At 58.9% G+C, this 24,752-nt stretch carries 19 protein-coding genes; 17 read left to right on the top strand and 2 right to left on the bottom strand.

What is annotated here, in order from left to right:
- Positions 1–2: 2 nt before the first annotated feature.
- Complete coding sequence (locus ABC383_RS09675) at positions 3–677, bottom strand: TetR/AcrR family transcriptional regulator (RefSeq protein WP_413013494.1); 675 nt, start codon at positions 675–677, stop codon at positions 3–5.
- A 70-nt stretch (positions 678–747) separates the two neighbouring features.
- On the bottom strand, positions 748–1,659 hold the full coding sequence (locus ABC383_RS09670; protein WP_413013491.1) for a hypothetical protein: 912 nt from the start codon (positions 1,657–1,659) through the stop codon (positions 748–750).
- Between the two features lie 163 nt (positions 1,660–1,822).
- Between ABC383_RS09670 and ABC383_RS09665 the strand changes: the two genes are divergently transcribed.
- The 17 genes from ABC383_RS09665 to ABC383_RS09585 all read left to right on the top strand — a co-directional run bounded on the left by ABC383_RS09665 (position 1,823) and on the right by ABC383_RS09585 (position 24,746).
- The gene (locus ABC383_RS09665; protein ID WP_413013489.1) at positions 1,823–2,488 is read left to right on the top strand and encodes a hypothetical protein; all 666 of its coding nucleotides are present in this window, start codon (positions 1,823–1,825) and stop codon (positions 2,486–2,488) included.
- 784 nt (positions 2,489–3,272) lie between these two features.
- Entirely contained in the window at positions 3,273–4,031 is a 759-nt protein-coding gene (locus ABC383_RS09660) for an ABC transporter permease (protein WP_413013487.1), read from the top strand.
- Positions 4,028–4,693, top strand: a complete 666-nt coding sequence (locus ABC383_RS09655; RefSeq protein WP_413013485.1) for an ABC transporter ATP-binding protein — start codon at positions 4,028–4,030, stop codon at positions 4,691–4,693. Before ABC383_RS09660 ends, ABC383_RS09655 begins: the two co-directional genes overlap by 4 nt.
- Complete coding sequence (locus tag ABC383_RS09650; protein ID WP_413013484.1) at positions 4,690–5,856, top strand: KpsE/RkpR family capsule polysaccharide export protein; 1,167 nt, start codon at positions 4,690–4,692, stop codon at positions 5,854–5,856. The genes ABC383_RS09655 and ABC383_RS09650 overlap by 4 nt, the downstream gene beginning before the upstream one ends.
- Positions 5,857–5,859: 3 nt before the next feature.
- A complete protein-coding gene (locus tag ABC383_RS09645) occupies positions 5,860–7,596 on the top strand; it encodes a polysaccharide biosynthesis/export family protein (RefSeq protein WP_413013482.1) in 1,737 nt (578 codons plus the stop codon).
- A gap of 1 nt (position 7,597) precedes the next feature.
- The gene (locus tag ABC383_RS09640; RefSeq protein ID WP_413013480.1) at positions 7,598–8,635 is read left to right on the top strand and encodes a galactosyltransferase-related protein; all 1,038 of its coding nucleotides are present in this window, start codon (positions 7,598–7,600) and stop codon (positions 8,633–8,635) included.
- The gene (locus ABC383_RS09635; protein ID WP_413013478.1) at positions 8,632–12,594 is read left to right on the top strand and encodes a CDP-glycerol glycerophosphotransferase family protein; all 3,963 of its coding nucleotides are present in this window, start codon (positions 8,632–8,634) and stop codon (positions 12,592–12,594) included. The genes ABC383_RS09640 and ABC383_RS09635 overlap by 4 nt, the downstream gene beginning before the upstream one ends.
- A gap of 11 nt (positions 12,595–12,605) precedes the next feature.
- Positions 12,606–13,385 carry a phosphodiester glycosidase family protein gene (locus ABC383_RS09630; protein WP_413013476.1) on the top strand — a complete coding sequence of 260 codons (780 nt, stop codon included), beginning with the start codon at positions 12,606–12,608 and terminating at the stop codon, positions 13,383–13,385.
- 10 nt (positions 13,386–13,395) lie between these two features.
- The gene (locus ABC383_RS09625) at positions 13,396–14,451 is read left to right on the top strand and encodes an acyltransferase (RefSeq protein WP_413013474.1); all 1,056 of its coding nucleotides are present in this window, start codon (positions 13,396–13,398) and stop codon (positions 14,449–14,451) included.
- Positions 14,452–14,534: 83 nt separating this feature from the next.
- Entirely contained in the window at positions 14,535–16,526 is a 1,992-nt protein-coding gene (locus ABC383_RS09620; protein WP_413013473.1) for a capsule polysaccharide biogenesis protein, read from the top strand.
- A gap of 83 nt (positions 16,527–16,609) precedes the next feature.
- Entirely contained in the window at positions 16,610–18,004 is a 1,395-nt protein-coding gene (locus ABC383_RS09615; protein WP_413013471.1) for a capsular polysaccharide export protein, LipB/KpsS family, read from the top strand.
- Between the two features lie 491 nt (positions 18,005–18,495).
- Entirely contained in the window at positions 18,496–18,762 is a 267-nt protein-coding gene (locus ABC383_RS09610) for a YkgJ family cysteine cluster protein (RefSeq protein WP_413013469.1), read from the top strand.
- Positions 18,759–19,310 (top strand): YceB family lipoprotein, encoded by a 552-nt coding sequence (locus tag ABC383_RS09605; RefSeq protein ID WP_413013467.1) that lies wholly within the window; start codon positions 18,759–18,761, stop codon positions 19,308–19,310. Before ABC383_RS09610 ends, ABC383_RS09605 begins: the two co-directional genes overlap by 4 nt.
- A 113-nt stretch (positions 19,311–19,423) precedes the next feature.
- Complete coding sequence (locus tag ABC383_RS09600; protein ID WP_413013465.1) at positions 19,424–20,257, top strand: undecaprenyl-diphosphate phosphatase; 834 nt, start codon at positions 19,424–19,426, stop codon at positions 20,255–20,257.
- A 24-nt stretch (positions 20,258–20,281) separates the two neighbouring features.
- On the top strand, positions 20,282–22,102 hold the full coding sequence (gene recQ, locus ABC383_RS09595; RefSeq protein ID WP_413013463.1) for a DNA helicase RecQ: 1,821 nt from the start codon (positions 20,282–20,284) through the stop codon (positions 22,100–22,102).
- Between the two features lie 290 nt (positions 22,103–22,392).
- On the top strand, positions 22,393–22,878 hold the full coding sequence (locus tag ABC383_RS09590; RefSeq protein ID WP_194715832.1) for a 4Fe-4S dicluster domain-containing protein: 486 nt from the start codon (positions 22,393–22,395) through the stop codon (positions 22,876–22,878).
- 20 nt (positions 22,879–22,898) lie between these two features.
- The gene (locus ABC383_RS09585) at positions 22,899–24,746 is read left to right on the top strand and encodes an aldehyde ferredoxin oxidoreductase family protein (protein WP_413013461.1); all 1,848 of its coding nucleotides are present in this window, start codon (positions 22,899–22,901) and stop codon (positions 24,744–24,746) included.
- Positions 24,747–24,752: the final 6 nt, after the last annotated feature.

Below are 24,752 nucleotides of genomic sequence, written 5' to 3'. Positions count from 1 at the left end.
GACTATTCCGTCGGAGTAGGAGAGGGAGTTGGAGAAGGCGGAGGCGAAGGAAGAAGGCCGTGCATCATCAGGTCGATCACCGTTTCCAGGTAATGCGATACGGAAATCGGTTCCGGCCGGCAGAGATCGAACGAATGCTGCCACAGCGTGAGCATCAGTATGGGCGACACGATCACCAGCCGCGCCTGCGCCGCATCCACCTGGCGAAACTCGCCGCGGGCCATGCCGCGTTCCAGCATGCGCACGATCAGCGCGTCGCTGCGCGAAATGATTTCATCGTGATAGAACTTGGCGACTTCGGGAAAGTTGCCCGACTCGGCCATCATCAGCTTGGTCAGGCCGGACAGCGGCGTATCGCCGATACGCTGCCACCAGCCAAGAATGAATTCGCGCAGCAGGCTCGCGCTGTCACCGGCATAGCCGTCGATGATCTGTTCAGCCTCGTCCAGCACCGGCACCAGGTTTTCCCGGACCACTGCCCGGAACAAGTCTTCCTTGCTGGCGAAATAGAGGTAAAGCGTGCCTTTGGATACGCCGGCGCGGGCGGCTACGTCATCCAGGCGGGTCGCTGCGTAACCGCGTTCAACGAACAGCGCCAGCGCAGCGGCCAGCAGTTCCTGAGGCCGGGCATCCTTGCGGCGCGTCCAGCGGGGTTTGTTTTTGAACGGGCATTGCATCTGGGCACTTCTTATAACTTACTGACGAGTCAGTAATGTAAGTGCCCGTTGCGCGAAGCGTCAAGTGAAACTACAAGCTATACGGCGCATGTTGCGGCTGGAAGGCACTGGCACGCACTTGCACCGGGCCGACAGCATAAGCGCCGTCTGCTGCAAACAGCAGCGTGCCGCTGAACCGGATGCTGGCTGGCGCAAGAAGCGGCGCCTCGTGCTCGTCGTGCTCCTGTGGACCAACCAGCATGACTCTGTCGACATGGTCATCGCTCGCGCTATAGCGGACCCTGATCGCTCCATCCGGGTTACAGGCGATTTCGAACGTGACACGCAGGTTTGCCAGCGGTTCGATGCGATGATGGCCGACATTTCCGAACAGGCAAAGTGCGGGGTTATACAGATAAGTCTGGCACAGAAAGTTGGACAACTGCGGCCCCGCCACGTGCAGGAGGCGGTCCGGCATGTCAGGTACGGCGCTGCTGGCGACGAAACGGGCAAGTTCGCGGTAGGTCGTGCATCGGCGAGATTGCCCGTTGCCATGGGTTAGCACGTACTCGCTCTGCTCGAACTGCTGCGGCTGGCTGAACGGAAGCCGGCTGGGCCAGGTATCCGTGAAATACCTGGCGAGATTGCGCATGTGCTGATGAGCGATCCGCTGATCGCTAAGTTGTTCGTCAAAGCACAGTACAGCGTCGTGCGGAGTGGAAAACGGCTCGTTTGCCGGCCGCTTGCAAGACTGCTGTCCGGCGTCCGGGAAACTGGCATTGATCTGACATGAAAGCGCCGGGAAAGGCAAGGAAGCAAGCTGTAGTGGAACGGGGAGAGGGCCTGCCTTGCTTTCGCCTTGCGCGGCACGCATGAACTTTTCGGCATGTTCCGGCCTTGCCAGCAGTCTTGGGGTAGTCAGCTCATTGCGCCTTGCCTCGTTGAAAGCCAGCCCGGACGAGCTCAGGTGCGGTTCCGCCAATCTTTTGCCGTCGATTTTCATGGGACGCCCTCGCCAAAGTGAAAAGAATGGTCCGATGGGTACCACCGGGACTTGTCGAGTTCCCTGCACCGTGCTCGTGCCATCTCTGGCGTACCGGATTGCGCTGCGCAATGGATACACCCTCAGCTTCGCCAGCGGGAGTCTGGACTAACGGAAAGAGTGTTTGCGTATTGACAACTTGTCAGTTTGTCATCCCTATAAAGTTGTAAAAAAATCAACTGGAGTAGTGATGGCGTCGCATATCGTTCGTTGTAAGAAGGCATTGCTGCTGATGGCGTTTGCCGCGCCTCTTTCTTGCCTGGCCCAGCAGGCTGATGCCGCAGGCGATCAAGCAGGTCCCGAGCAAAATGCGTTGGGTGCAGCCATCGACCGTGTATCCGGTATCGCGGATCGCGGCAACTGGGATCTCTATTTGTCCGGTTATGCCCACCATAGCCGCGATACCTACAGCCACAAGCGTTTGCAGAAACTTAATGAAAAGGCGTGGGGCGTCGGCGTGGGCAAAACGATACGCAATGAGCAGGGCAATGACGAATCCCTTTATGCCCTGGTCATCCGCGACTCCAACCGGAATCACCAGTGGTCTGCAGGCTATGCCTACCAATGGATATTTCCGCTTGGCTCGACAGGTCTCGAGGCGGGTGCCGGCCTGAGTGCCGGGCTGATCCAGCGCAAGGACTGGTTCGACGGCGTGCCCTTTCCTGCAGTCTTGCCCATGTTTTCGCTGGGAAGCCGCAACTTCAAGCTGATGGGCACCTATGTGCCGCACATGTCGACGCGCAAGGGCAAGGGGGATGTGCTGTTTTTATTCGCAAAATACACCTTCTGACATCCCTTCCGATCAGGTTGCCCCAAGACGCAGGCCTTCCCTGGATTGAAACCGGCATCGGGTCAAGCGCCCATCACAGGTCATCGCCTCAACGTGTTTGCAGGCAGATCAGCGCCAGTCCCGGTACATCACCCCTGCTTTCCCAAACAGGTAACCAAGGAATTTCCAGCATTCTGAAGCCGCCGGCTTATGAATACTTGTTACATCCGATCAATGAGTGCGAAACGAGTTTTACGCACGCCGCATCGGCTAAAAATGAAAATGTTAAGTCGCGGACTAATATTTCTTGGAATTGCATGAAATCGAAATCAGATTGACGGAAAAGCTGTGCTTTATTTCCCACTGCAATAGCTCTCATTCGTCGATTTAATAAATGTCGTTTGATTAAATAGATTAAGCAGATTGCTTAAGCAAAAGCAGCATGGCGTCACCACTTTGATCGGCTTTGTAAGGAAGCTGACATAGTGCACCGAGAAGTTCTCACTTTAACAATTGTCGATAAAAATTCCGCTCCGTCTCTCGACTTATTTCCATTCATCAATATATAATATTTCCTTTACGAAATTGTGCGGTATGGAAAGTTGATGGCGCGGAAAGTAATTTTTGTTAATGAAATACACCTTCTTTTGGTTCCAACGGAACGTCTTTGCACCTCAATAAAGGTGCATTCCTGCTGAGCGGGCATTCAGCATTCATGTCAATTCGTCAGTTGAAGAAATTGAACGTCGATACGGAATTTCTTCGTCATCTTTTCAGGTAAGCAGAAATGAGAAGTCATTGGAACGTGCAAAAGTCGGTCGCGTCCGCGCTTTTTCTGCGCGAAGCCATCACCCGGCTTTCGGCCAGCCGCATCGCTTGGGTCTGGATCCTGCTCGAGCCATTGGCGCATGTCATTTTCCTGATGACGATGTTCGGTTTCGTTTTCCACCGCATGGTGCATGGCGTCGAAGGCGGGGTGTTCATCATGACTGGCCTGCTCGGCTTCATCATTGCGCGCAACACCGCGACCCGCAGCGCCGGGGCAGTCAGCGCCAATGCGGCGCTGTTCGCATATCGTCAGGTGCTCCCGGTCGATACGGTGCTGGTCCGGGCGGCGCTTGAAGGATTCCTGATGCTCATCAGCACCCTGGTCCTGCTGGCTGGGGCCGCCCTGGCGGGATTCAATGTGGCGCCGCATGATCCGTTGACTGCGCTCGCGGCCTTTTCGGGGCTGTGGCTGTGCGGCCTGGGGCTGGGTCTGATGCTGTCCGTTGCCGCCGAGCTGCTGCCCGAAGTGAACAAGCTGGTCAACATTGCCTTCATTCCGCTTTACTTCATCTCCGGCGTCATGGTCCCGGCAATGGCGATTCCACAGCCATACCGTCAGTGGGCGCTGTTCAATCCTTTCCTGCATGGACTGGAAATGCTGCGCGCCGGCTTTTTCGTGCAGTTTCATCCGGCGCCCGAAGCGGGACTGTCCTATCTCTATGGCTTTGCGCTGGTCGCCATTTTTCTCGGCCTGGCACTGCATGTCCGTTACGCCGGGCGGATGGTGGCGCAATGATCATCGTCGATGATGTTCACAAGCGCTACAGCGGCGAGCATGGGCCGAGCCGCTGGGTATTGCAGGGAGTCAGTTTCACCATTCCACCGCGGGTCAATGTCGGCCTGGTGGGTCGCAACGGCGCCGGCAAGTCCACGCTGTTGCGCCTGATCGGCGGCATCGACACCCCGACCCGTGGCCGCATCGAGCGGCAGTGTCGCGTCTCCTGGCCCATGGGCTTTGGCGGCGGCCTGCAAGGCTCGCTGACCGGGCGCCAAAACGCCAAGTTTGTCTGCCGCATCCACGGCCATGACGACGCGCTGGCCGACCGGCTCGCCTATATCAACGACTTCGCCAATCTTGGCGACTACTTCGACCAGCCGGTGAAGACCTATTCATCCGGCATGAAATCGCGGCTCCAGTTCGCGCTGTCCATGGCCTTCGACTTCGACGTCTACATCTCTGATGAAGTGACCGCCACCGGTGACGTCGCCTTCAAGAACAAGGCTGCCGCCGCCTTCAGAAACCTGGCCGACCGCGCCGGGCTGATCATGGTCTCGCATGGCGAGGGCACGCTCAGGCAGTTCTGCAGCGCCGGCATCTGGCTGCATGAGGGCTGTGCCCATTGGTTCGACGATATCGGCGACGCCCTGAAACACTATAAGGAAAGCATTCCAGCATGACCCCGCCTGTTCCACAACAACGCTTCGCGCGCGGCTTCCTGCAAGTGGGCACCATGCCTCTGCGGCTGAAGCTGCGTGCATTGAAGCGCCGGCGCACGCTTGCGCTGGCACTGCTGGCCTGCCTCCTCATCAGCCTCTATTGGGGCATGATCGCGTCGGACCGCTATGTATCCGAGGCGCGCATCATCATCCAGCGCACCGACCTCGCAGGCAGCCAGGACATGGACTTCAGCTCGCTGCTGAGCGGGGGCAGCGGCGCCAACCGCGCCGACCAGCTTCTGCTGCGCGACCACCTGCTGTCGGTCGACATGCTGAAAAAGCTCGATGCAAAGCTCGACCTGCGTGCCCATTACAGCAACAGCAGCCACGACCTTCTGTCGCGCATGTGGTCCGCCGGCACGCCGCAGGAACGGTTCCACAGGTATTACCTCTCGCGCGTCAGCGTGGAGTTTGACGACTATGCCGGCGTACTGGTGATCAAGGCCGAAGGCTATGACCCGGAAACCGCTCACGCGATTGCCGCCATGCTGGTGGAAGAGGGCGAGCGCACCATGAACCTGGCGGCCCATCAACTCGCGCGCGAGCAGGTGTCTTTCATCGAGAAGCAGGTGACCGTGCTGGCCGACCGCTTCCAGGAAGCGCGCCGGCAGGTGCTGGCGTACCAGAACACGAAAGGCCTGGTGTCACCCCAGGCCACCGCCGAAAACCTGGCCAGCGTGATCAGCCGGCTGGAAGCCCAGCGCACCGACCTGCAGGCACGGCGCACCGCCCTGCTGGCCTACCTTGCGCCCCAGGCGCCGGGCATCGTGGAGATCGAGGCGCAGCTTGCTGCGGTGGACAAGCAGATTGCGCAGGAGCAGGCCCGCCTCACCGCGCCGAAGGGCAACACGCTCAATAGCACTGTCGAGGAATACCAGCGCCTGGAAATGGCGGCGACGTTCGCGCAGGACATCTACAAGACCGCGCTCGTGGCGCTCGAAAGAAGCCGGGTGGAGGCTACCCGCACCATCAAGAAGGTCACCGTGCTACAGCAGGCAACGCTGCCTGAATATCCATTGCAGCCAGCCCGCCTCTACAACATCGTCCTGTCCATTCTGGTGACCTTGCTGGCTGCCGGAATCGTTCATCTCCTCGCGGTGATCATCCGCGACCACAAGGATTAATTCATGCATCGCCCGTACCTGCTTGCCACCCTGCTCGCCGCGCTCAGTGCCGGTGGCGCCCTTGCCGCAGATAGTGGCCCTTCGCTCAACCTGTTTTCCGGAGGCGCACCATCGCCGGTGATTGGCGCCGCCACGGCGCAGCCGGTGACAGCGCCGGTGGCGCCCGCCGCTGCGAATACCGCAGCCGCACAGCCGGCCGACCAGGGCATGCCGCCGCCTTTGGTCGCACCGCAGTTGGCTGATTACGCCGCCAACCTCAAGAGCGATGTGTTCGGCGCCCAGCTTTTTTCCGGCAGTTTTGCGCGACCAGGACCAACGCAGTTCAACCCCGACTACATGATCGCGGTGGGTGACCGCGTGCAGGTGCGGCTGTGGGGCGGATTTTCCTTCGACAGCGTCGTGGCGGTCGACCCGCAAGGCAATATCTTCCTCCCGCATGCCGGTCCGGTGAAGCTGCTGGGCGTGCGCAACCGAGATCTGCAGCGCGTCATGGAAGCCGCCAGCCGCCAGGTATTCCGCAACAACGTCTACAGCTACGCAAGCCTGGCCGCCGCGCAGCCGGTGCGCATCTTCGTTGGCGGAAATGTCAACCGTCCGGGCCTGTACAACGGCACCAGCATGGACAGCCTGCTGCACTACCTCGACCAGGCCGGCGGCATCGACCCTGAGCGCGGTAGCTTTCTCGACGTGCAGGTCAAGCGCGGCGAGCAGGTAAGAACCACCGTCAGCCTGTACGACTTCATGCTGGAAGGCCGGCTGCCTCTGATCCAGCTTGCCGACGGCGATGTCATCTTCATCAGCCCGCGGCGCAATACGATTCAGGCAAGCGGCCTGGCGGAAAATGCCAAGCGTTTCGAATTCAATGCCTCGTCCCTGACGATCGCGCAACTGTCCAGGCTGGCCAAGCCGCGCGCGCAGGCAACGCATGTACGGGTGGTGCGCAATACCGGCACGGTGCGCAACGTCGACTATTACCTGCTGGCCGATGCCGCCAACATTGCCATCGGCAACGGCGACGAGGTCGAATACACCGCCGACAAGAAGCCCGGCACCATTACAGTCAGGGTGGAAGGCGAACATCTGAGCGCCCAGGAATATGTGCTGCCGTATGGCGCGCGGATGGGCCAGTTGATGCAGCAGATCCAGTTTTCCGAGCGTTCCGACACGCAGAGCGTGCAGTTATACCGTCAAAGCGTGCGCGAGCGCCAGAAGACCATGTTGCAGGCATCGATGAAGAGCCTGGAAACCACCGTGCTGACTGCACGCAGCGGCACCAGCGACGAAGCCAGGCTGAGGAGGGAAGAAGCCGACCTGATCCTGCAATGGGTAGAGCGCGCCAAGAAGGTTGAGCCAAGCGGCCAGGTGCTGATCGCGCAAGCCAGCAGCCGCGACCGGCTGCTGCTGGAAAACGGCGACGTGCTGAAAGTGCCGTCGCGAGACGGCCTGGTGCTGGTCAGCGGCGAGGTGCTGTTTCCCAACGCCATTGCCTACGACATTACGCTTTCGCTGGACGACTACATCAGCCGCGCCGGCGGCTACACCCAGAACGCGGACAACTCGCGGGTAGTGGTGGCGCATCGGGACGGCAGCTATAGCGCCAATGGCGCGGAGGCATTGCGCGCGGGAGATGAAGTGCTGGTGCTGCCGAGGATTGATGTGAAGTCGCGGCAGATATGGAAGGACATGACGCAGATTATTTACCAGATCGCGGTTAGCGCGAAGGTCGTATTGGGATTGTAAGGTGGAGAAAAGAAGCACACCGCTGGGTGCCATCGTCATTCCGGTGGATTTCGCTCGACGCGCGACCCAGCTACTGTCGCGAACTATTTCGCTTGTATCTGTATTGCAGGATGCGCCGTTTGAAGTGGTGGTCGCTCACAACGATCGGGGCGGACTGCATGACAAGTTGTTACAACTTTGGGTCCGGCAATTTGGCAATCACTCCCTACGTCTGGTATCAGGCAAATTTACTGAACACGTCGGCCACCAGAGCTTGCTACGTAACCGGGCCATGGAACAGGTGATGTCCGAAATAGCACTTTTCTTGGATGTGGACATTTATCCGGATAAAGCCTTGTTCGCGCACTTGATGACTGAAGTACAAAAAGGTACAAGGCTGGCTATGGCTCCATGTCTATACCTGACTGCTCGGGGCACGCAACGACTACGCAGCAGTGGAGATGTCAGCGCTGCGATGAACGATTATCTCGCATTCGACCGCAAGTGCGTCTTGCATATGGCCATGCCATCGTCGGTAATGTCGATGAAAGTCGTCGATTATTGGCAAGCTGGCGGGTTTGACGAGCGTTATTACGGTCATGGCTATGAAGATTTTGATTTCATGGTCCGTTTTGCACACTGGTTCGCACTGGTAAAACCTTGCTTCGATGTTTTTGTCGACAAAACATATCGGGCGCCCCTGTTGGCGGAAGGATTCCGGGCGACCTTGTCGCAGCTTGCCATAGCGAACTTGCTAGACGAACACGTGGCGCTGCACTTGTTTCATTCAAATGAGATGCAAGGGCCATACCGCGAGCGACGCAAGAAAAATGCGCTGCTGTTTCAGTCGGTTCTCATCGATTTGTATGACAGTGCCAGACAATTGTCGACAACTGGCAGCCGGCTAGAGCTGGAAGCGCGCTTCGAGCGCGAATGCAAGCAACGGGCAGTCGATCCTCAACAATTTAAGGTTCTTTCGGATAACCGCGCAGGGCATGTGGGCAGGGGGTTTTCCCTGCAGCGTCAGGTCCGCAAAATCGAAAAATGGGTAAGGCAATGAACAAGAAACTTCGGAAATTAATTAGCAATCCTCAATTGTTCGTTGTCGACGCGGCAAAGAACAGATTCAGGAAATTCCGTTCGGATTCCGCCCCGGCGCGAGAACGAGAGAAGTCGACCGGCATCCGCTATTCAGTAATTTCTGCCGTGTATGGAGTCGAGCAATACCTAGAGCAGTATTTCAACAGCATGGTCAAGCAGACCATGAATTTCAATGAGAGCGTCGAGTTGATCATGGTTGACGATGGCTCGCTGGACGGATCGGCTGCAATCGTTCTTAAATGGCAGGCCAAGTACCCGAACAATATCCATTACATCAAGCAGGAGAACGGCGGACAGGCCGCAGCACGCAATACGGGCATTCCACACGCCCGCGGCGAATGGATTACCTTCATCGACCCAGATGATTTCGTGGACAAGAATTATTTTGGCGCAGTGTCGGATTTTCTCACCGAGCAGACGGCTGGCAATATCGGTATGGTGTCCTGCAATTTCATTTTTTACATTGAAAACACCAATCAGTACAACGATGCACATCCCCTGAAATACCGTTTTGCAAAAGGAAATCAGGTGCTTGCTCCGGGTAACCTGGGAAAGCACGTGCAATTGTCGGTCAATTCCGCGTTTTTCCGCCGGTCGGTGATGCAAGCTAAAGAGATCCGCTTTAATCCAGCGATCCGCCCCTGTTTTGAAGATGCGCATTTCGTCGGGCAATATCTTCTGCATACAGCCAGCATGAGCGCAGGATTCTGCGCCAAGGCCAAGTACTACTATCGCAAGCGCGAAGATGGGACGTCTACCCTAGATGGCTCATGGGCAAAGCCTGCATATTTTACCGATGTGCTGCGCCTAGGATGTGTTGATCTGGCCAAGCAGTCGCTCTTAAAGACCGGCACGGTACCGGAATGGCTGCAGCGCACCATCCTTTACCATCTGTTCTGGTCTATCACAAAGATTGTCGGCGCGCCGGCGGCGCTGTCGCATCTGACCGACGAGCAAAAAAACGAATTCAAGGTGTTAACATATCAGCTCTTCAGCTATATCAAACCGGAAACGGTGATGGCGTTTGATCTGGCCGGTTGCTGGTTTTTTCACAAAGTCGGCTTGTTAGGCATGTTCTATGACACGGCGCCGCCAATGCAAATCAGCTATGTCGATGCCTATGACGATGCCAAGGAAATGGTGCAACTTCGCTATTTCGTCAATGGCCCTATGCCGGTCGAATCGATAATGATTGACGGTATTGAAGTCATACCCGCGTACGCCAAGTCGAAAGAAAATCTGCTGTTTGAAAAGAGCTTCGTTACCGAACGCTTGCTCTGGGTGCGTGTCCCGTCGGAAAATTCGCGCATTATCTTAACGCTGAACGATAAGCCGGTGCGGCTGTCGTTGAATGGAAAGCAGCATCCGCTGGGTCTGGTGGTGAAAGAGATCGTCGCTCACTTCACCACAGTAGTGAAACTTAACTTGGAATTCCCGATCGGTGTGCGCCTGTTGCGCCACACTGCGCGCAGCCCTTCAGTAGTAAAGCGGTTCCACAACTCTTGGATTTTCATGGACAGGGATACCGTGGCCGATGACAATGCCGAGCATCTGTATCGTTACGTCCAAAAGCATCATCCGCAAGTCAACGCCTACTTCGTGTTAAGTAGAAAATCTCCGGACTGGGACCGCTTGCGGCAAGAGGGCTTTCGCCTGCTCGCATTTGGTAGCCTTGCGCACAAACATTGTCTGTTAAATGCCGAGCATGTGGTGTCATCACATGCCGATGCATATGTCGTGTCTTATCTGCCGCAGAAGTGGTACAAGGACATGTTGAACTTTAAATACACGTTCCTGCAGCATGGTGTTACGAAGGATGACTTGGCGACCTGGCTGAATACCAAGGATATCGGCGTATTCGTGACTTCGACCGTCGACGAGCATGAGTCCATTTGCGGTGATGGCAACCGCTACAAGTTCACCCGCAAGAATACGGTGATGAGCGGCATGCCGCGTCATGACGCATTGCTCAATTCCAAGGTGCCAACCGAGAAGCTGATTCTCATTATGCCGACCTGGCGGTTGAGCTTGGCCGGAAGAATTCTTGGCAAGGGCGCAGAACGCGCGGTCAATCCGGATTTCTATGCGTCTGCCTATGCCACCCAATGGAAGGAGGCGCTGCATTCACAGAAATTGCGCGAATTATCCGAACAACACGGTTTTAAAATTATATTTTTTCCGCACCCGAATGTGGCGATGTACCTGGACTGGTTCGAGGTACCCGCCCATGTGGAAATTATGAAGCAGGGCCCAGCCGGCTCCATGCAAGCCGTTTTCCGTCGGGCTGCCATGTTAGTCACCGACTATTCGTCGGTCGCATTCGAGATGGCGCTTCTGGATAAGCCGACTGTCTATTTTCAATTTGACCGAGCCACCCACTTCTCTGGTGGGCACACGACCGAGAAGGGCTATTACGATTACGACGATCATGGTTTCGGGCCCTGCGTATACAACAGCGTCGAGCTAGCCGATACCATTACCTTCCTGGCAAAGAATAGTGGCATGCCGCCGACATACCAGGCGCGTGTCGAGAAAACCTTTGTGCTGCGGGACGGTCAGAACTGCCAAAGGACCTTTGAAGCGATCGCTGGACTGAATGCGCCGGACCGTGATGCGGCAGCGCCGGCATGTCTTGCTATTTCTGCGGCTCGTACAGCCCTGATGGATGAACGCTTTGCGCATGCTAAAGAACGTTGGGAAGCGGCGTTGAAAAACTGGCCCGAACAAGTAGCAACGGAGGCGCTGCCGGCCATCGCCGCCTGCACAATGCGGCTTGGCCAACGCGGCAATGCGCATGTCGTGCTGAAACAGATCGATCACAATGCGATTATTGAGGCAATTCCCACTCTCGATGCCGCGCAGCTGCTATCGCTTGCCCGCAGCTACCGATTTATGGGCTTTACCCGGCGCGCCAAGCGTTTCCTACGCCAAGTGCGGGTCGCACATCTGCAGGCCGAGGTTACCTGCGAATATGCAGCCATCGCCGCACATCACGGTCAGCATCAGCGTGCTATACGCCTGTGGCATACCGCAAAATTTGTAAGCGACGGCGCGATTCCGCTGCGCGCCCGGTTGGATCTTGCCAATGCCACGCTCCTAGCTGGCGATAGCCTTTCGGCAGCAAAAAGACTCAAGGAATTTGAGCGCCGCGCCGGACGGGTGCCGGAGAGTCTGTTGCTGGAAATTGAGATTGGTATACATCAGAACAACTTGGCAGTGGCCAAAGCCTTGGCACCGCAACTAGCCAAGGATGCCGGCCTCTTGCCTACGTTAGTAATGCGCCATCGCGCAGCGCAGCTACTTTACATGGCGGGGATGAAAAAGGAATCCTTGGCCCTTTTCCTCTCCAATCCGGCAGTATTGCGCGGTACTTATTTGCTCAGCTACATGGAAATGCTGTTTGCCAGCGGCGCCTGGTACAAGCTGCTGGCGGTTGATCTCCGCTATGCGGGCGAGTTAGAAATTAGCATTCAGCATCGTATGAAGTACCAGCGCGCTCTTGCGAGTTTCAAAATTGGAAAAATGGACGAGGCACGAAAGGCGGTCGCATTCCTTTATGAAATCGACCCGGAATGCAGGGAATACTTGCACCTGTATGGGGAGGTCTGTCACGCAATGGGCGATTGGGAAATATCGAGCAAGGTTTGGCAGCTTCATCTGGAGCTTTATCCTGATCAGGCAACGGACAAGGCAGTTGCTAACCTGTTGACTGCTTTTGCCAAGTTGGGGAAAGCCAAGGAAGCTGCGCAACTGGTGTATGCCGCCACTAAAAATCGCTTGATGAATGAAGTGATCAAGAAGCCTACAGATAACGCGAAAAGCATCCAACTGCTTCAATTGCTGTCCATGCCGTTTGAAAGTGCTGCGTCAACAGCTCAGCATGAGGCACCGAAACTGTCGATCATTAAAAATATGTAAGGCAGGACGTCATGACTATTTCAAAAAATATTTTTGTTCTGGCCGCCGGCCTGGCAGTGCTACCCGCCAGTTACGCTTTTTCCAGGCAGTCAATCGGCCGGTGCGCTGAATACAGCCAGCCACAGGCCCACGTGCACGTTGTTAAAATTGACCTGAACTGCAAGCAGGTCAAATTGACGGGCACTCCTGAAGGACTTGGCTTGATGACGACGACCGAATTCGCGCGCCGCGCAGCAGTCGATGTGGCCGTCAACGGAAACTTCTATGCGCCGGATGCCTCGGCCCGGCCATACGGCTTGATCGTTACCGATGGCAAACATTGGCCCGACACCAAGGATTCTAAGCACCATGCCTATTTTGCTTGCGACTCGGAGAATCGGTGCAGCATCGAAACCAACGACACTATCAGCAAGGTCGATCCTGCCTGGATGACCGTGTTAACCGGTTCCCAAATATACGAGAATGGCAGCTTCCAATGTGCGCCCTCGGCACCTGTTGGCTGCCGTATCAATAACGCAATCCCGACCCATCCGCGCACTGCCTATGGCCTGGATGCAAACGCTGAGCATCTTTATCTGGTCGCCGTAGAAGGCCGGTTGGTGGATTACCCGGGCATGACGCTAGGCGAACTCTCCGCACTGTTTCGGCGCCTGCATATTACACGCGGCGTAAATATGGATGGCGGTGGGAGTACGTCATTGGTTATCCATGGCCAGCGCGTTAATGCGTTGCCGGAAAACCAGCTGATTGAGCGTCCAGTCGTGAATCACTTAGGCTTTCGTCTCCAATAAGGGGGAAACCATGCTTTATACCTCTTTCAATTCGCCCCGCCTGCCGAATTTCCACTATGGCGACGACTGCTCCATGTCCGATTCGTCCCTCGCGCTCGAAGGGCCTGCTGCCTTTTTTGAATGCGGCGACGACACTCAACTGCGTGAGGTGCGCATTATCGTGCGTGGTAGCGGCAAGTTGAGAATCGGTGTTGGATGCGAATTGCGCGGCACGATCATCGTCGACGACAAGAGCGAGATCGTCATCGGTGATGGTCTGATATGCAACGACCTGTGCAAATTCCATGCGTCTGACGGCACGCGCATCGAGATTGGTAACGATTGCCTGTTTGCTAATGTCGCTATTTATTCAAGCGACATGCACGGCATTTTTTCTGTCGAGGACGGTCGGCGCATTAACACCTCTGCTGATGTAGCCATTGATGCGCGGGTTTGGATTGCCCGCGATGCCGTAATTCTGAAGGGCACCAAGATTGGCGCTGATAGCGTAGTGGCTGCAGGCGCCGTCGTTGGCAAGAGGTTCAGCGAAGCGAACTGCCTGATTGGCGGTGCGCCGGCCAAGCTACTGCGGGCCGGAATTCGTTGGGATCGAGCCATGGATGCACACCACAAACTACAACTGCCGGTTACATTTTCCGCGGCTCGATTCAAGAGTCGTGCGCGGCGGTTCGACCATGTTTATGTACTTTCACACGGCATGCCGCTTTTGCATCTCTACCCAGATGCGAATACCTATAACGTGTACCTGTTCTATTACACTGCTCGTTCCCTGTTTGACCTGCATTTCAAAAACGAAGATGTCCGCGCCATTGATTATGCCGGGCAGTCGGTGACGCTTGATTTGCTCCATGACGTGATGCAGCACTGCTACCTGACTTCAGCCAAGCGCAATACTGCCTGCGGCGCATATTTGCTGGCCGCTAAAGTCAAGCTTGAAATGGCAGATACGCATGCCTTGCATGTCGAACTGATGGCCGCAACAGAACATGCTGCCAAACGCATTCGAGGCCTGTTGGGCATGAAAGCGGATTTCCTTTTTAGCGCAAGCGAGATTGCACCTAAATGATAGGCATTTTTTCGAGTGGCATTCTGCGTATCCCGAATTTGGGCAACCTACTGAGCCATACCTATCGACGGCAGCACAAATTTATGAAGCCGACTGGCCTAGATGCAATCGCCGGCTGGGGTCTAAAAACTACGTCCGATGCGGCACGCGCCTATGCTCGCAAACACCGATTACCTTATGTGGCGCTTGAAGATGGTTTTCTTCGCTCTGTTGGCTTGGGTGTGGCAGGGTACTCTCCCTATTCGATCGTGATCGATGAAAAAGGCGTTTACTACAACGCTGCATGGCCATCGCGCTTAGAAAATTATATTCTTGAACCGCACATGGATCCGGTTCTGCTGACCGACGCGAAAGGGGCGATAGCACTGGTCATCCAGAACCGCTTATCGAAATATAATCATGCGCCGGCATCAGGTTGCGTTAGCCTTCCCGCTGGAAAAAAAGTGCTGGTGATTGACCAAACCGCCGGGGATATGTCGGTGTCAGGCGGATTTGGCACTGCCGATGTATTTTCGGCCATGCTCGAAGCGGCGATTGCAGAAAATCCTGATGCTGCTGTTCTGGTGAAAACTCACCCTGATGTTCTATCAGGGAAGAAGCAGGGTTATCTAACAAATCTTGCCGACGACGAACGCATCATCTGCACTGCGGCCGATCTCAATCCGGCCTGGCTCATCGAACAAGTCGACAAAGTCTACGTCGTCACCTCCCAAATGGGTTTTGAAGCGCTGATGCTGCGCAAGTCCGTAGTCTGCTTTGGCCAGCCGTGGTACGCGGGCTGGGGTCTTACCGACGACCGGCATCCTGGCATGGATGCCTTGCGCGAACGCCGCAACGTCAAGCGCACGCTGGAGGAACTGTTCGCCGCAGCCTACCTGCAATATGCCCGGTACATCGACCCGGTGACTGGCAAGCCCGGCACCATCTTTCATGTGATCGACTGGCTGGCCCGCAATAAGGAAGCCAATGACGTCACGCGCGGCGAGCTCTGGTGCGTGGGCATGAGCATGTGGAAGCGCGCGATAGTGCGTCCGTTCCTCGACAGTCCTTCCACGCGAGTGAGGTTCGCAAGGTCGCCTGCGCAGTTGGCGCGCATGGCAATGGCTGCCGATGCAAAGGTCGTCATCTGGGGGATCAAGAACGAAAAAGCGGTACGGGAAGTCGCGGCGCAAAAACAGGTGCCCGTCTGGCGCATGGAAGACGGCTTCCTGCGGTCGGTCGGCCTCGGCTCCGATCTGCACCGCCCGGTGTCGCTGGTGCTCGACCGTAGCGGCATGTACTACGATCCGGCGTCCGCGAGCGAACTGGAAACCATGCTGGCAAACCAGGCACTATCCGAGGAAGACCTGCAGCGGGCGGTGCGCTTCAGGCAGGCGTATGTCGACATGCGCGCCAGTAAATACAACATTGGCGGCAAGCCGATTCCCATCCCTGCAAGCGGGCGTCGCGTGCTGCTCGTGCCGGGACAGGTCGAAGATGATGCATCCATACAGCGCGGTTCGCCTCTCGTGACCAGCAATCTCGCGCTTCTGCGCCAGGTCCGCGAGCGCAATCCGGATGCCTACATTGTCTACAAGCCGCATCCCGATGTCGTCGCTGGCAATCGCCGCGGCGCGATCGATGCGCAGATGTTGAACGGCCTGGTCGACCAGTGCGTGCCGGACGCAAACATCATCGACTGCATTGCTGCGGCGGACGAGGTGCATACCATGACGTCGCTCTCTGGTTTCGAAGCATTGCTACATGGCCGCGTGGTGCATTGCTATGGCGGCCCGTTTTATGCGGGCTGGGGCCTGACCGTGGACCATTTTCCATTGCCTCATCGTCAGCGCCGGATAGCGCTCGATGAACTGGTATTCGCGGCAATGCTGAAATATCCACGGTATGCCCTGCCAGGCGTTTCCGGGCTGGCATCGGCGGAACAGGTGCTGACCGCGCTGCTGGCACAGGCCGCCTCGTCAGGCACGGGCATGCATCGAACCGGCCTGGCCGGGTGGATCGACCGCAAGTTACGCAAGGCGGGCGCGATAGGACAATTACTTTTCTCTGGGCGGAGGGGCAGGGCAGCCTGGTAGGGGAAAGAGGGAGTTGTGCTGCTTGCACATCGCCGGCGTTACAGAAGCCGGCGCCACAAAAGTCGATTAGAAGAACACGAAAAATGATAGTTCAAGGTCTGGCAGCGTTCCGCAACAAGCGGGTCCTGCTATTGCAGGGGCCGGTGGGGCCCTTTTTCCAGCGGCTTGCGGCCGATCTGGCCGCCGCTGGCGCGCAGGTGTTCAAGGTCAATCTGAATGGCGGGGACTGGCTCTTTTACCCGCGCGGCGCAATGGCATTTCGCGGCGCCTTCGATGAATGGCCTGTCTTCCTGAATGAGGTCATCGACACCCATGCGATCGACACCGTTTTACTGTTCGGCGATTGCCGCGCGTATCATCGCATCGCGCACCAGATCGCGAAGGAACGCAAGCTGGAAGTCGGCGTGTTCGAGGAAGGCTATATCCGTCCCGATTACATCACGCTGGAGCGCGACGGCGTCAACGGCAATTCGACGCTGCCAAACAACCCGATCTTCTATCTCAACAAGGTGCCGTCCGGTGAGGTCTATACCGAGCCGGTAGGCAATACTTTCTGGCTGGCTGCGCTGTGGGCCTGCCTTTACTACCTGGCGGCGCAGATCCTGTGGCCGGTGTTTTCCCGCTACCGCCACCATCGCCCGTTGAGCATTCTTGAAACCGGGCCCTGGGTGCGGTCGATATGGCGCAAGGCGTTTTACCGGATCAAGGAGCGCGACATGCAATCCCGGCTGACCGGCGCGCTGTCCAGTCGCTTCTTCCTGGTGCCCCTGCAGGTTCATAACGATGCGCAGATACACAGCCATTCCCGCTTTGCCTCGGTGGAGGAATTCATACGGCATGTGGCGACATCGTTTGCGCTGCATGCGCCGGCCGGCACGGTCCTGGTGGTCAAGCATCATCCGATGGACCGGGGCTACAACGACTATAGCCGCCTGCTACGCCGTCTCGGCCGCGAACTGGCCATAGCTGGCCGGCTGCTCTACGTTCACGACCTGCACCTGCCCAGCCTGCTGCAGCATACGCGCGGCACGGTGCTGATCAACAGCACGGTCGGCTTGTCGGCGCTGTTCCACAAGTCGCCGCTGAAGGTGTGCGGCGAGGCCATCTATGCCATAAAGGGGCTGGTGTACCAGGAGGAACTGGACCAGTTCTGGCAGGATGCGGAAAAGACGGTGGTCAATTGCGCACTGTTGAATCGTTTTCGCAGTTATCTGATCGAGCATACCCAGTTGAACGGGAGTTTTTACCGCCGCCTGCCGATCCCCGGCTCTCATGCCGGGATAAGGTGGGAAGAACGCCGGCGCAAGCCGAGGAAGAAGCAAGTGGGTAGCGCGCGGCAGCAGGGCAAATCCGCAGCGAAGCCGACAGCCCGCGCCAAGGAGGTTACGGGCGGCGCTGACCTGCCGCATTCGGCCGGTGTAACGCAGGAGGAAGCGGGCGTTTCAAGGAAACAGCGGCAGCAAGGCGCTTCCCTATAGCCGTTCGTGGATGATCTGCAGCCACGCCATCGCGGAGCATGCGATGCCGTCCTGCCAGTCACTGCCGATCACTGCTAATAACCGTCCATGTCGCGGTCAGTTACGGCATAGCGGATGCAGACGGCGACGGCACCTGCCAGGGCAACGAGCGAAATTCCGGCGATGAGCATGCGATTTCTCCGGTGCACAATTGTAGAGACAGTGACGAAAACCGCCACGCGCAACGTGCCTTGTATTTTCCAGGGTGAATTGGGACGCCTGATCACTGTCAGACTTGGTCGTTTTTTGATTGTAATTTTCGAATAACGAACAATATAAACGTGAACTAACTATTTACAAACTAGCTTTGGGTCAGTCATGTATTGCACTATGACGAGTCCACGAACATTTCTGTTGATTTCATGCAAGGCTGTGACCTTTACGCTTGCTGTCCGAATCTTGCCGAAAGGCAACACTTCAAGCCCTCCGCCATTTTTCAGTACAATCCCCCGATGATTTCCGCTCTGTCATGCCGCCCCGGCTGCGGCGCCTGCTGCACCGCGCCTTCCATCACCTCCGCCATTCCCGGCATGCCTGACGGCAAGCCGGCCGGCGTGCGTTGCATCCAACTGGATGATGCCAATGGCTGCCGCATCTTCGGCAGTCAGGCCCGGCCGGCGGTGTGCGCCAGCCTTAGGCCTTCCGCCGAGATGTGCGGCGAAAGCCGGGAACAGGCGCTGGCCTGGCTGGACAGGCTGGAGAAGGAGACCATGGCATGAAGCGCTTGTTTTCCCTGCTGGCCGTGCTTGGTTTGCTGCTGCTGGCATCCTGCGCCGGGCTGATCGGCCCGCGCGAGGTGGACGTGCCGGTGTCGCGCCTGCAGCAGGGCCTGGAGCGACGGTTTCCGTACAACCAGCGCTACCTCGGCCTGTTCGACGTCACCGCGGTCAATCCGCGCCTGGCCATGCAGCCCGAGCTGAACCGCATCGCCACCAGCGTGGACCTGTCGGTGGCGCCGGTGCTGGCGTTGGGCAGGGGCATACGCGGCAGCCTGACCCTGTCGGGCGTGCCGCGGGTGGACATGTCGCGCGGCGTGCTGCTGCTGGGCGACCCGCGGGTGGATGAACTGCGCATACCGGGTCTGGACCAGGCATTCGGCGGCCAGCTTGCCAATATCGCCAGTTTCCTGGCCGCGCAGCTGCTGGGCGACCTGCCGGTGTACAGCTTCGCGCCCGGCGACCTGCGCTATGCCGGCATGCAGTTTGCGCCCCAGAAAATCGTCACTCAGCCGGATCGCCTCGTGGTAACCTTTGCGCCGGTCAACTGAACCAGCCTGTCTCGGGGGCTACCTACCGAACCCGCCTGTATCATCCCGGCGGGTTTTTCCTTTTCAACGCGCAGGCTCCCGCAGCGCATCTTTCACCCAAGAAAAATACAAGCATGGATCTGGTATTACTTTTTAAAGCATTCATCATGGGCGTCGTCGAGGGATTCACCGAATTCCTGCCGATTTCCTCCACAGGCCACCTGATTCTGACTGGCAGCCTGCTCAATTTCACCGGCGACAAGGTCAAGGTGTTCGAGATCGCGATCCAGGCCGGCGCGATGCTGGCCGTGATATGGGAATACCGCGTGCGCATCGCGGCGGTACTGACCGGCATGTTCAGCGATCGCCGCGCACGGCTGTTCGTGCTGAACCTGATCGTCGCCTTCGTGCCGGCCGCCGTGCTCGGCTTCATTTTCAGCAAGAGCATCAAGGCGGTGCTGTTCGCGCCGGTGCCGGTGGCGATGGCCTTCATCCTCGGCGGCCTGGTGATCCTGTGGGTGGAAAAGCGCCAGCGCGCGCAGAACCGGCCGGCCCGGGTCGAGTCGGTAGACGACATGACGGTGCTGGATGCCTTCAAGGTCGGCTGCGCCCAGGCTTTTGCGCTGATTCCGGGCACCAGCCGCTCCGGCGCCACCATCATCGGCGGCATGATGTTCGGCCTGTCGCGCAAGGCGGCCACCGAGTTTTCCTTTTTCCTGGCCATCCCCACATTACTGGCAGCCACGGTGTATTCCCTGTACAAGGAGCGCGCCTTGCTGTCGGCGGCCGACCTGCCAATGTTTACGGTGGGCACCATCGCCGCGTTCGGCTCGGCCTTCCTGTGCGTACGCTGGCTGCTGCGCTATATCAGCACCCACGACTTCACCCTCTTTGCCTGGTACCGCATCGTGTTCGGCCTGTTCGTGCTGCTCAGCGCCTACAGCGGCTGGGTGGTGTGGGCCGACTAACCGGAAAAGGCGAAACACAGAACCATGTCCGACCTTCGCGAACGCGCGCTTGACCTGCTGCAAACCATCTTTGGCTATCCGGCTTTCCGCGGCCAGCAGGCCGAGATCGTCGATACGCTGGCCAACGGCGGCGATGCGCTGGTGCTGATGCCCACCGGCGGCGGCAAGTCGCTGTGCTACCAGATCCCGGCGCTGCTGCGCGACGGCGTCGGCGTGGTGGTGTCGCCGCTGATCGCCTTGATGCAGGACCAGGTCGACGCGCTGGCCGAGGTCGGCGTGCGCGCCGCCTTCCTCAATTCCACCCAGAACTGGCAGCAGGCCTCGCGCATCGAGCAGCAAGTGCGCGACGGCGAGCTTGATTTGCTCTACGTCGCGCCGGAGCGATTACTCACGCCGCGCTGCATGGAGCTGCTGGAGTCGTCGAAGATCGCCCTGTTCGCTATCGACGAGGCCCATTGCGTGTCGCAATGGGGCCATGATTTCCGGCCGGAATACATCCGCCTGTCCATCCTGCACGAGCGCTTTCCGAATGTGCCGCGCATTGCGCTGACCGCCACCGCCGACCAGCAGACCCGCGAGGAAATCGCGCGCCGGCTGCAGCTGGAGGAGGGCCGCCAGTTCGTCTCTTCCTTCGACCGGCCCAACATCCGCTACCAGATCGTGGAAAAGGCCAATGGCCGCAAGCAGCTGCTGGACTTCATCGAGGCCGAGCATCCGGACGATGCCGGCGTGGTGTATTGCCTGTCGCGCAAGAAGGTGGCGGAGGTGGCCGAGTTCCTGAACCAGAACGGCCGCACCGCGCTGGCTTATCACGCCGGCATGGACCTGGAAACCCGCACCGCCAACCAGGCCCGCTTCCTGCGCGAGGAAGGCATCGTGATGGTGGCTACCATCGCCTTCGGCATGGGCATCGACAAGCCCGACGTGCGCTTCGTCGCCCACCTCGACCTGCCCAAGAGCATCGAGGGCTATTACCAGGAAACCGGCCGCGCCGGCCGCGACGGCGCGCCGGCCAATGCCTGGATGGCCTATGGCCTGCAGGACGTGGTGCAGCAGCGCCGCATGATCGACGAGTCCGAGGCGGACGAAACCTACAAGCGCATCCAGGGCCAGAAGCTCGATGCGATGCTGGGCCTGTGCGAGACCATCGGCTGCCGCCGGGTGCGGCTCCTGAGCTATTTCGGCCAGGAGTCCGGGCCGTGCGGCAACTGCGACACCTGTCTGCATCCGCCGGTGTCGTATGACGCCACGGTGCCGGTGCAGAAACTACTGTCGGCGGTGTACCGGGTTGACCAGCGCTTCGGCGCCGGCCATGTGATGGATGTGCTGCGCGGCATCGATTCCGACAAGGTCAAGCAATGGAAGCATGACCAGCTGTCGGTGTTTGGCGTGGGCTCGGAAATCGGCGAGGCGGAGTGGCGCGCCATCCTGCGCCAAGTGATCGCGCTGGGCCTCCTGACGGTGGACCATGACAGCTACAACGCGCTCAAGCTCACCGCCGAGGCCAAGCCGGTGCTGCGCGGCGAGCGCCAGATCCAGCTGCGGCGCTATGAGAAGCCGGTCAAGCAGAAGCGCAGCGCCTCGACCAAGCCGCGCGGCTATGTCGAGGCCGACCTGTCGCGCAGCGAGCAGGAAATCTTCGAGAAACTGCGCTGGTGGCGGGTGGAAACGGCACGCGCCCATAATGTGCCGGCCTATGTGATCTTCCACGACGCCACCATGCGCGAGATCGCCAAGGCCAAGCCGCTGTCGCTGGACGACCTGCGCGGCGTGTCCGGCGTTGGCGAAAAGAAGCTGCAGACCTATGGCGAGGAAATCGTCGCGCTGATTGCCGAGCTGGTCTGAATCCCGCGTCGCCCCGGCTCGCCCGGGGCGCGCAATGACACGCATTGACACACACTGGCACTGTTCCAGATCCGGTCAACTGTTCCATTCCGTGACAGTCCTTGATCGTATCGGCATGGACTGTTTTTCCCTGCCGGGCCGGTTTTGCGTATGAACAAGGCTACATAAGTCTCCTGGCCCTGGCCTGGCTTGCTTTTTGCACATCATCCTGCGTTTTGCCCAAAGCGCGCCGTCGCTTGCCCGCCCTGCGCGGCGCATCGCAGCGAAGCTTCCACCAGGAGGAGACCAGAGTGCAAAAGTCGCTACATATCGAGCCGGAGAAATGCACCGGCTGCCTGCAATGCGAAATGGCCTGCAGCTATGAGCATTACGGGCTGTTCAACCCGTCCAAGTCCGTCATCAAGGTGTTCGAGTTCCACGACACCGGCAAGAAGGTGCCTTATACCTGCACCCAGTGCGCCGAAGCCTGGTGCCTGCATGCCTGCCCGGTCGACGCCATCAAGCTCGACCTCACCACCGGCGCCAAGCTGGTGTTCCAGGATATCTGCGTGGGCTGCAAGGTCTGCACCATCGCCTGCCCATTCGGCACCGTCAATTACGTGCAGGACACCGGCAAGGTCCACAAGTGCGACCTGTGCGGCGGCGACCCGGCCTGCGCCGATGCCTGCCCGACCGGCGCCATCACCTATGTGGACGCCGACTGGACCGGCCTGGACCGCATGCGCCAGTGGGCCGACAAGCTCGGCAACAGCAACGCCGCCGCACCCGCGGCCTGAATCAGCGAGGAGAGCACATCATGTCGTGGACTGGAAAAATACTGCGGGTCAACCTGACGGCCGGCACCTGCGTCGCCGAACCGCTGAAGATGGATTGGGCAAAGGAATACCTGGGCCAGCGTGGCCTGGCGACCAAGTATTTCGTCGATGAAGTCGACCCGGCGGTCGATCCGCTGTCGGCCGAGAACAAGATCATCTGGGCCACCGGCCCGCTGACCGGCACCATGGCCTCCACGGGCGGGCGTTACTCCGTGATCACCAAGGGTGCGCTGACCGGCGCGATCGCCTGCTCGAATTCGGGCGGCTATTTCGGCGCCGAACTGAAGATGGCCGGCTGGGACATGATCATCTTCGAAGGCCGGGCCGCCAGCCCGGTCTACTTGTCGATCAACGATGACCATGCCGAACTGCTCGACGCCTCCTGGCTGTGGGGCAAGTCGGTCTGGGAAACCGAGCCGGCGATCAAGACCCGGCACCAGGACCCTCTGATGCGCGTTTCCACCATCGGCCGCGCCGGCGAGACCGGCTGCCTGTATGCCGCGGTGGTCAACGACCTGCACCGCGCCGCCGGCCGCTCGGGCGTGGGCACCGTGATGGGCAGCAAGAACCTGAAGGCGATCGCCGTGCGCGGCAAGAAGGGCGTGGGCAATATCCGCGATCCGCGCGCCTTCATGAAGGCCACCGTGGCCGCCAAGAAGGTGCTGGCCGACAATGCCGTCACCGGCCAGGGCCTGCCGACCTACGGCACCCAGGTGCTGATGAACGTGATCAACGAGATGGGCGCCATGCCCACCCGCAATCACCGCGAGGTGCAGTTCGAAGGCGCCAAGGACATTTCCGGCGAAGCCATGCATACGCCGCGCCCGACCGACGGCAAGAAGAACCTGGTGACCAACCAGGCTTGCTTCGGCTGCACCATTGCCTGCGGCCGCATTTCCAAGATCGACGAGAACCACTTCACGGTGCAGAACAAGCCGCAGTACTGGGGCGCCTCCGGCGGCCTGGAATACGAAGCGGCCTGGGCGCTGGGCTCGGCCAACGGCGTCAACGACCTGGAAGCGCTGACCTATGCCAACTTCATCTGCAACGAACAGGGCATGGACCCGATCTCCTTCGGCGCCACCGTCGGCGCGGTGATGGAGCTGTATGAAATGGGCGTGCTGACCGCGGAGCAGCTGGGCATCGACGCCAAGTTCGGCAGCGCCGAGGCGCTGACCCATTTCGTCGAGATCACCGCCAAGGGCGAGGGCTTCGGCGTGGAGATCGGCCAGGGCTCCAAGCGCCTGACCGCGAAGTACGGTTACCCGGACCTGTCGATGTCGGTCAAGGGCCAGGAATTCCCGGCCTACGATTCGCGCGGCATCCAGGGCATGGGCCTGGCTTACGCCACCTCCAACCGCGGCGCCTGCCACCTGCGCGGCTACACCGTGGCTTCGGAAGTGCTGGGCATCCCGGTCAAGACCGACCCGCTGGTGACCGAGGGCAAGGCCGAGCTGGTCAAGGCCTTCCAGGACGCCACCGCGGTGTTCGACTCGGCCGGCGTGTGCGTCTTCACCACCTTCGCCTGGACCCTGGCCGACCTGCAGCCGCAGCTGCATGCCGCCTGCGACGAGTCGTTCACGATGGAAAAGCTGGGCGAGATCGGCGAGCGCATCTGGAACATGGAGCGCGACTTCAACAATCGCGCCGGCTTCACCAACCTCGATGACACGCTGCCCAAGCGCCTGCTGACCGAGGCCGCCCAGACCGGCCCGGCCAAGGGCCTGGTCAATGGCCTCGACCAGATGCTGCCGGAGTACTACCGCATCCGCGGCTGGAACGCCGAAGGGCAGCTGACCGAGGAAACCCGCAGCCGGCTGGCGCTGTAGGCCGCG

Origin of the sequence: Noviherbaspirillum phoenicis, assembly GCF_047237965.1 — a bacterium.
Lineage (GTDB): Bacteria > Pseudomonadota > Gammaproteobacteria > Burkholderiales > Burkholderiaceae_D > Noviherbaspirillum_A.
This window is presented reverse-complemented; position numbering and strand designations above follow the sequence as displayed.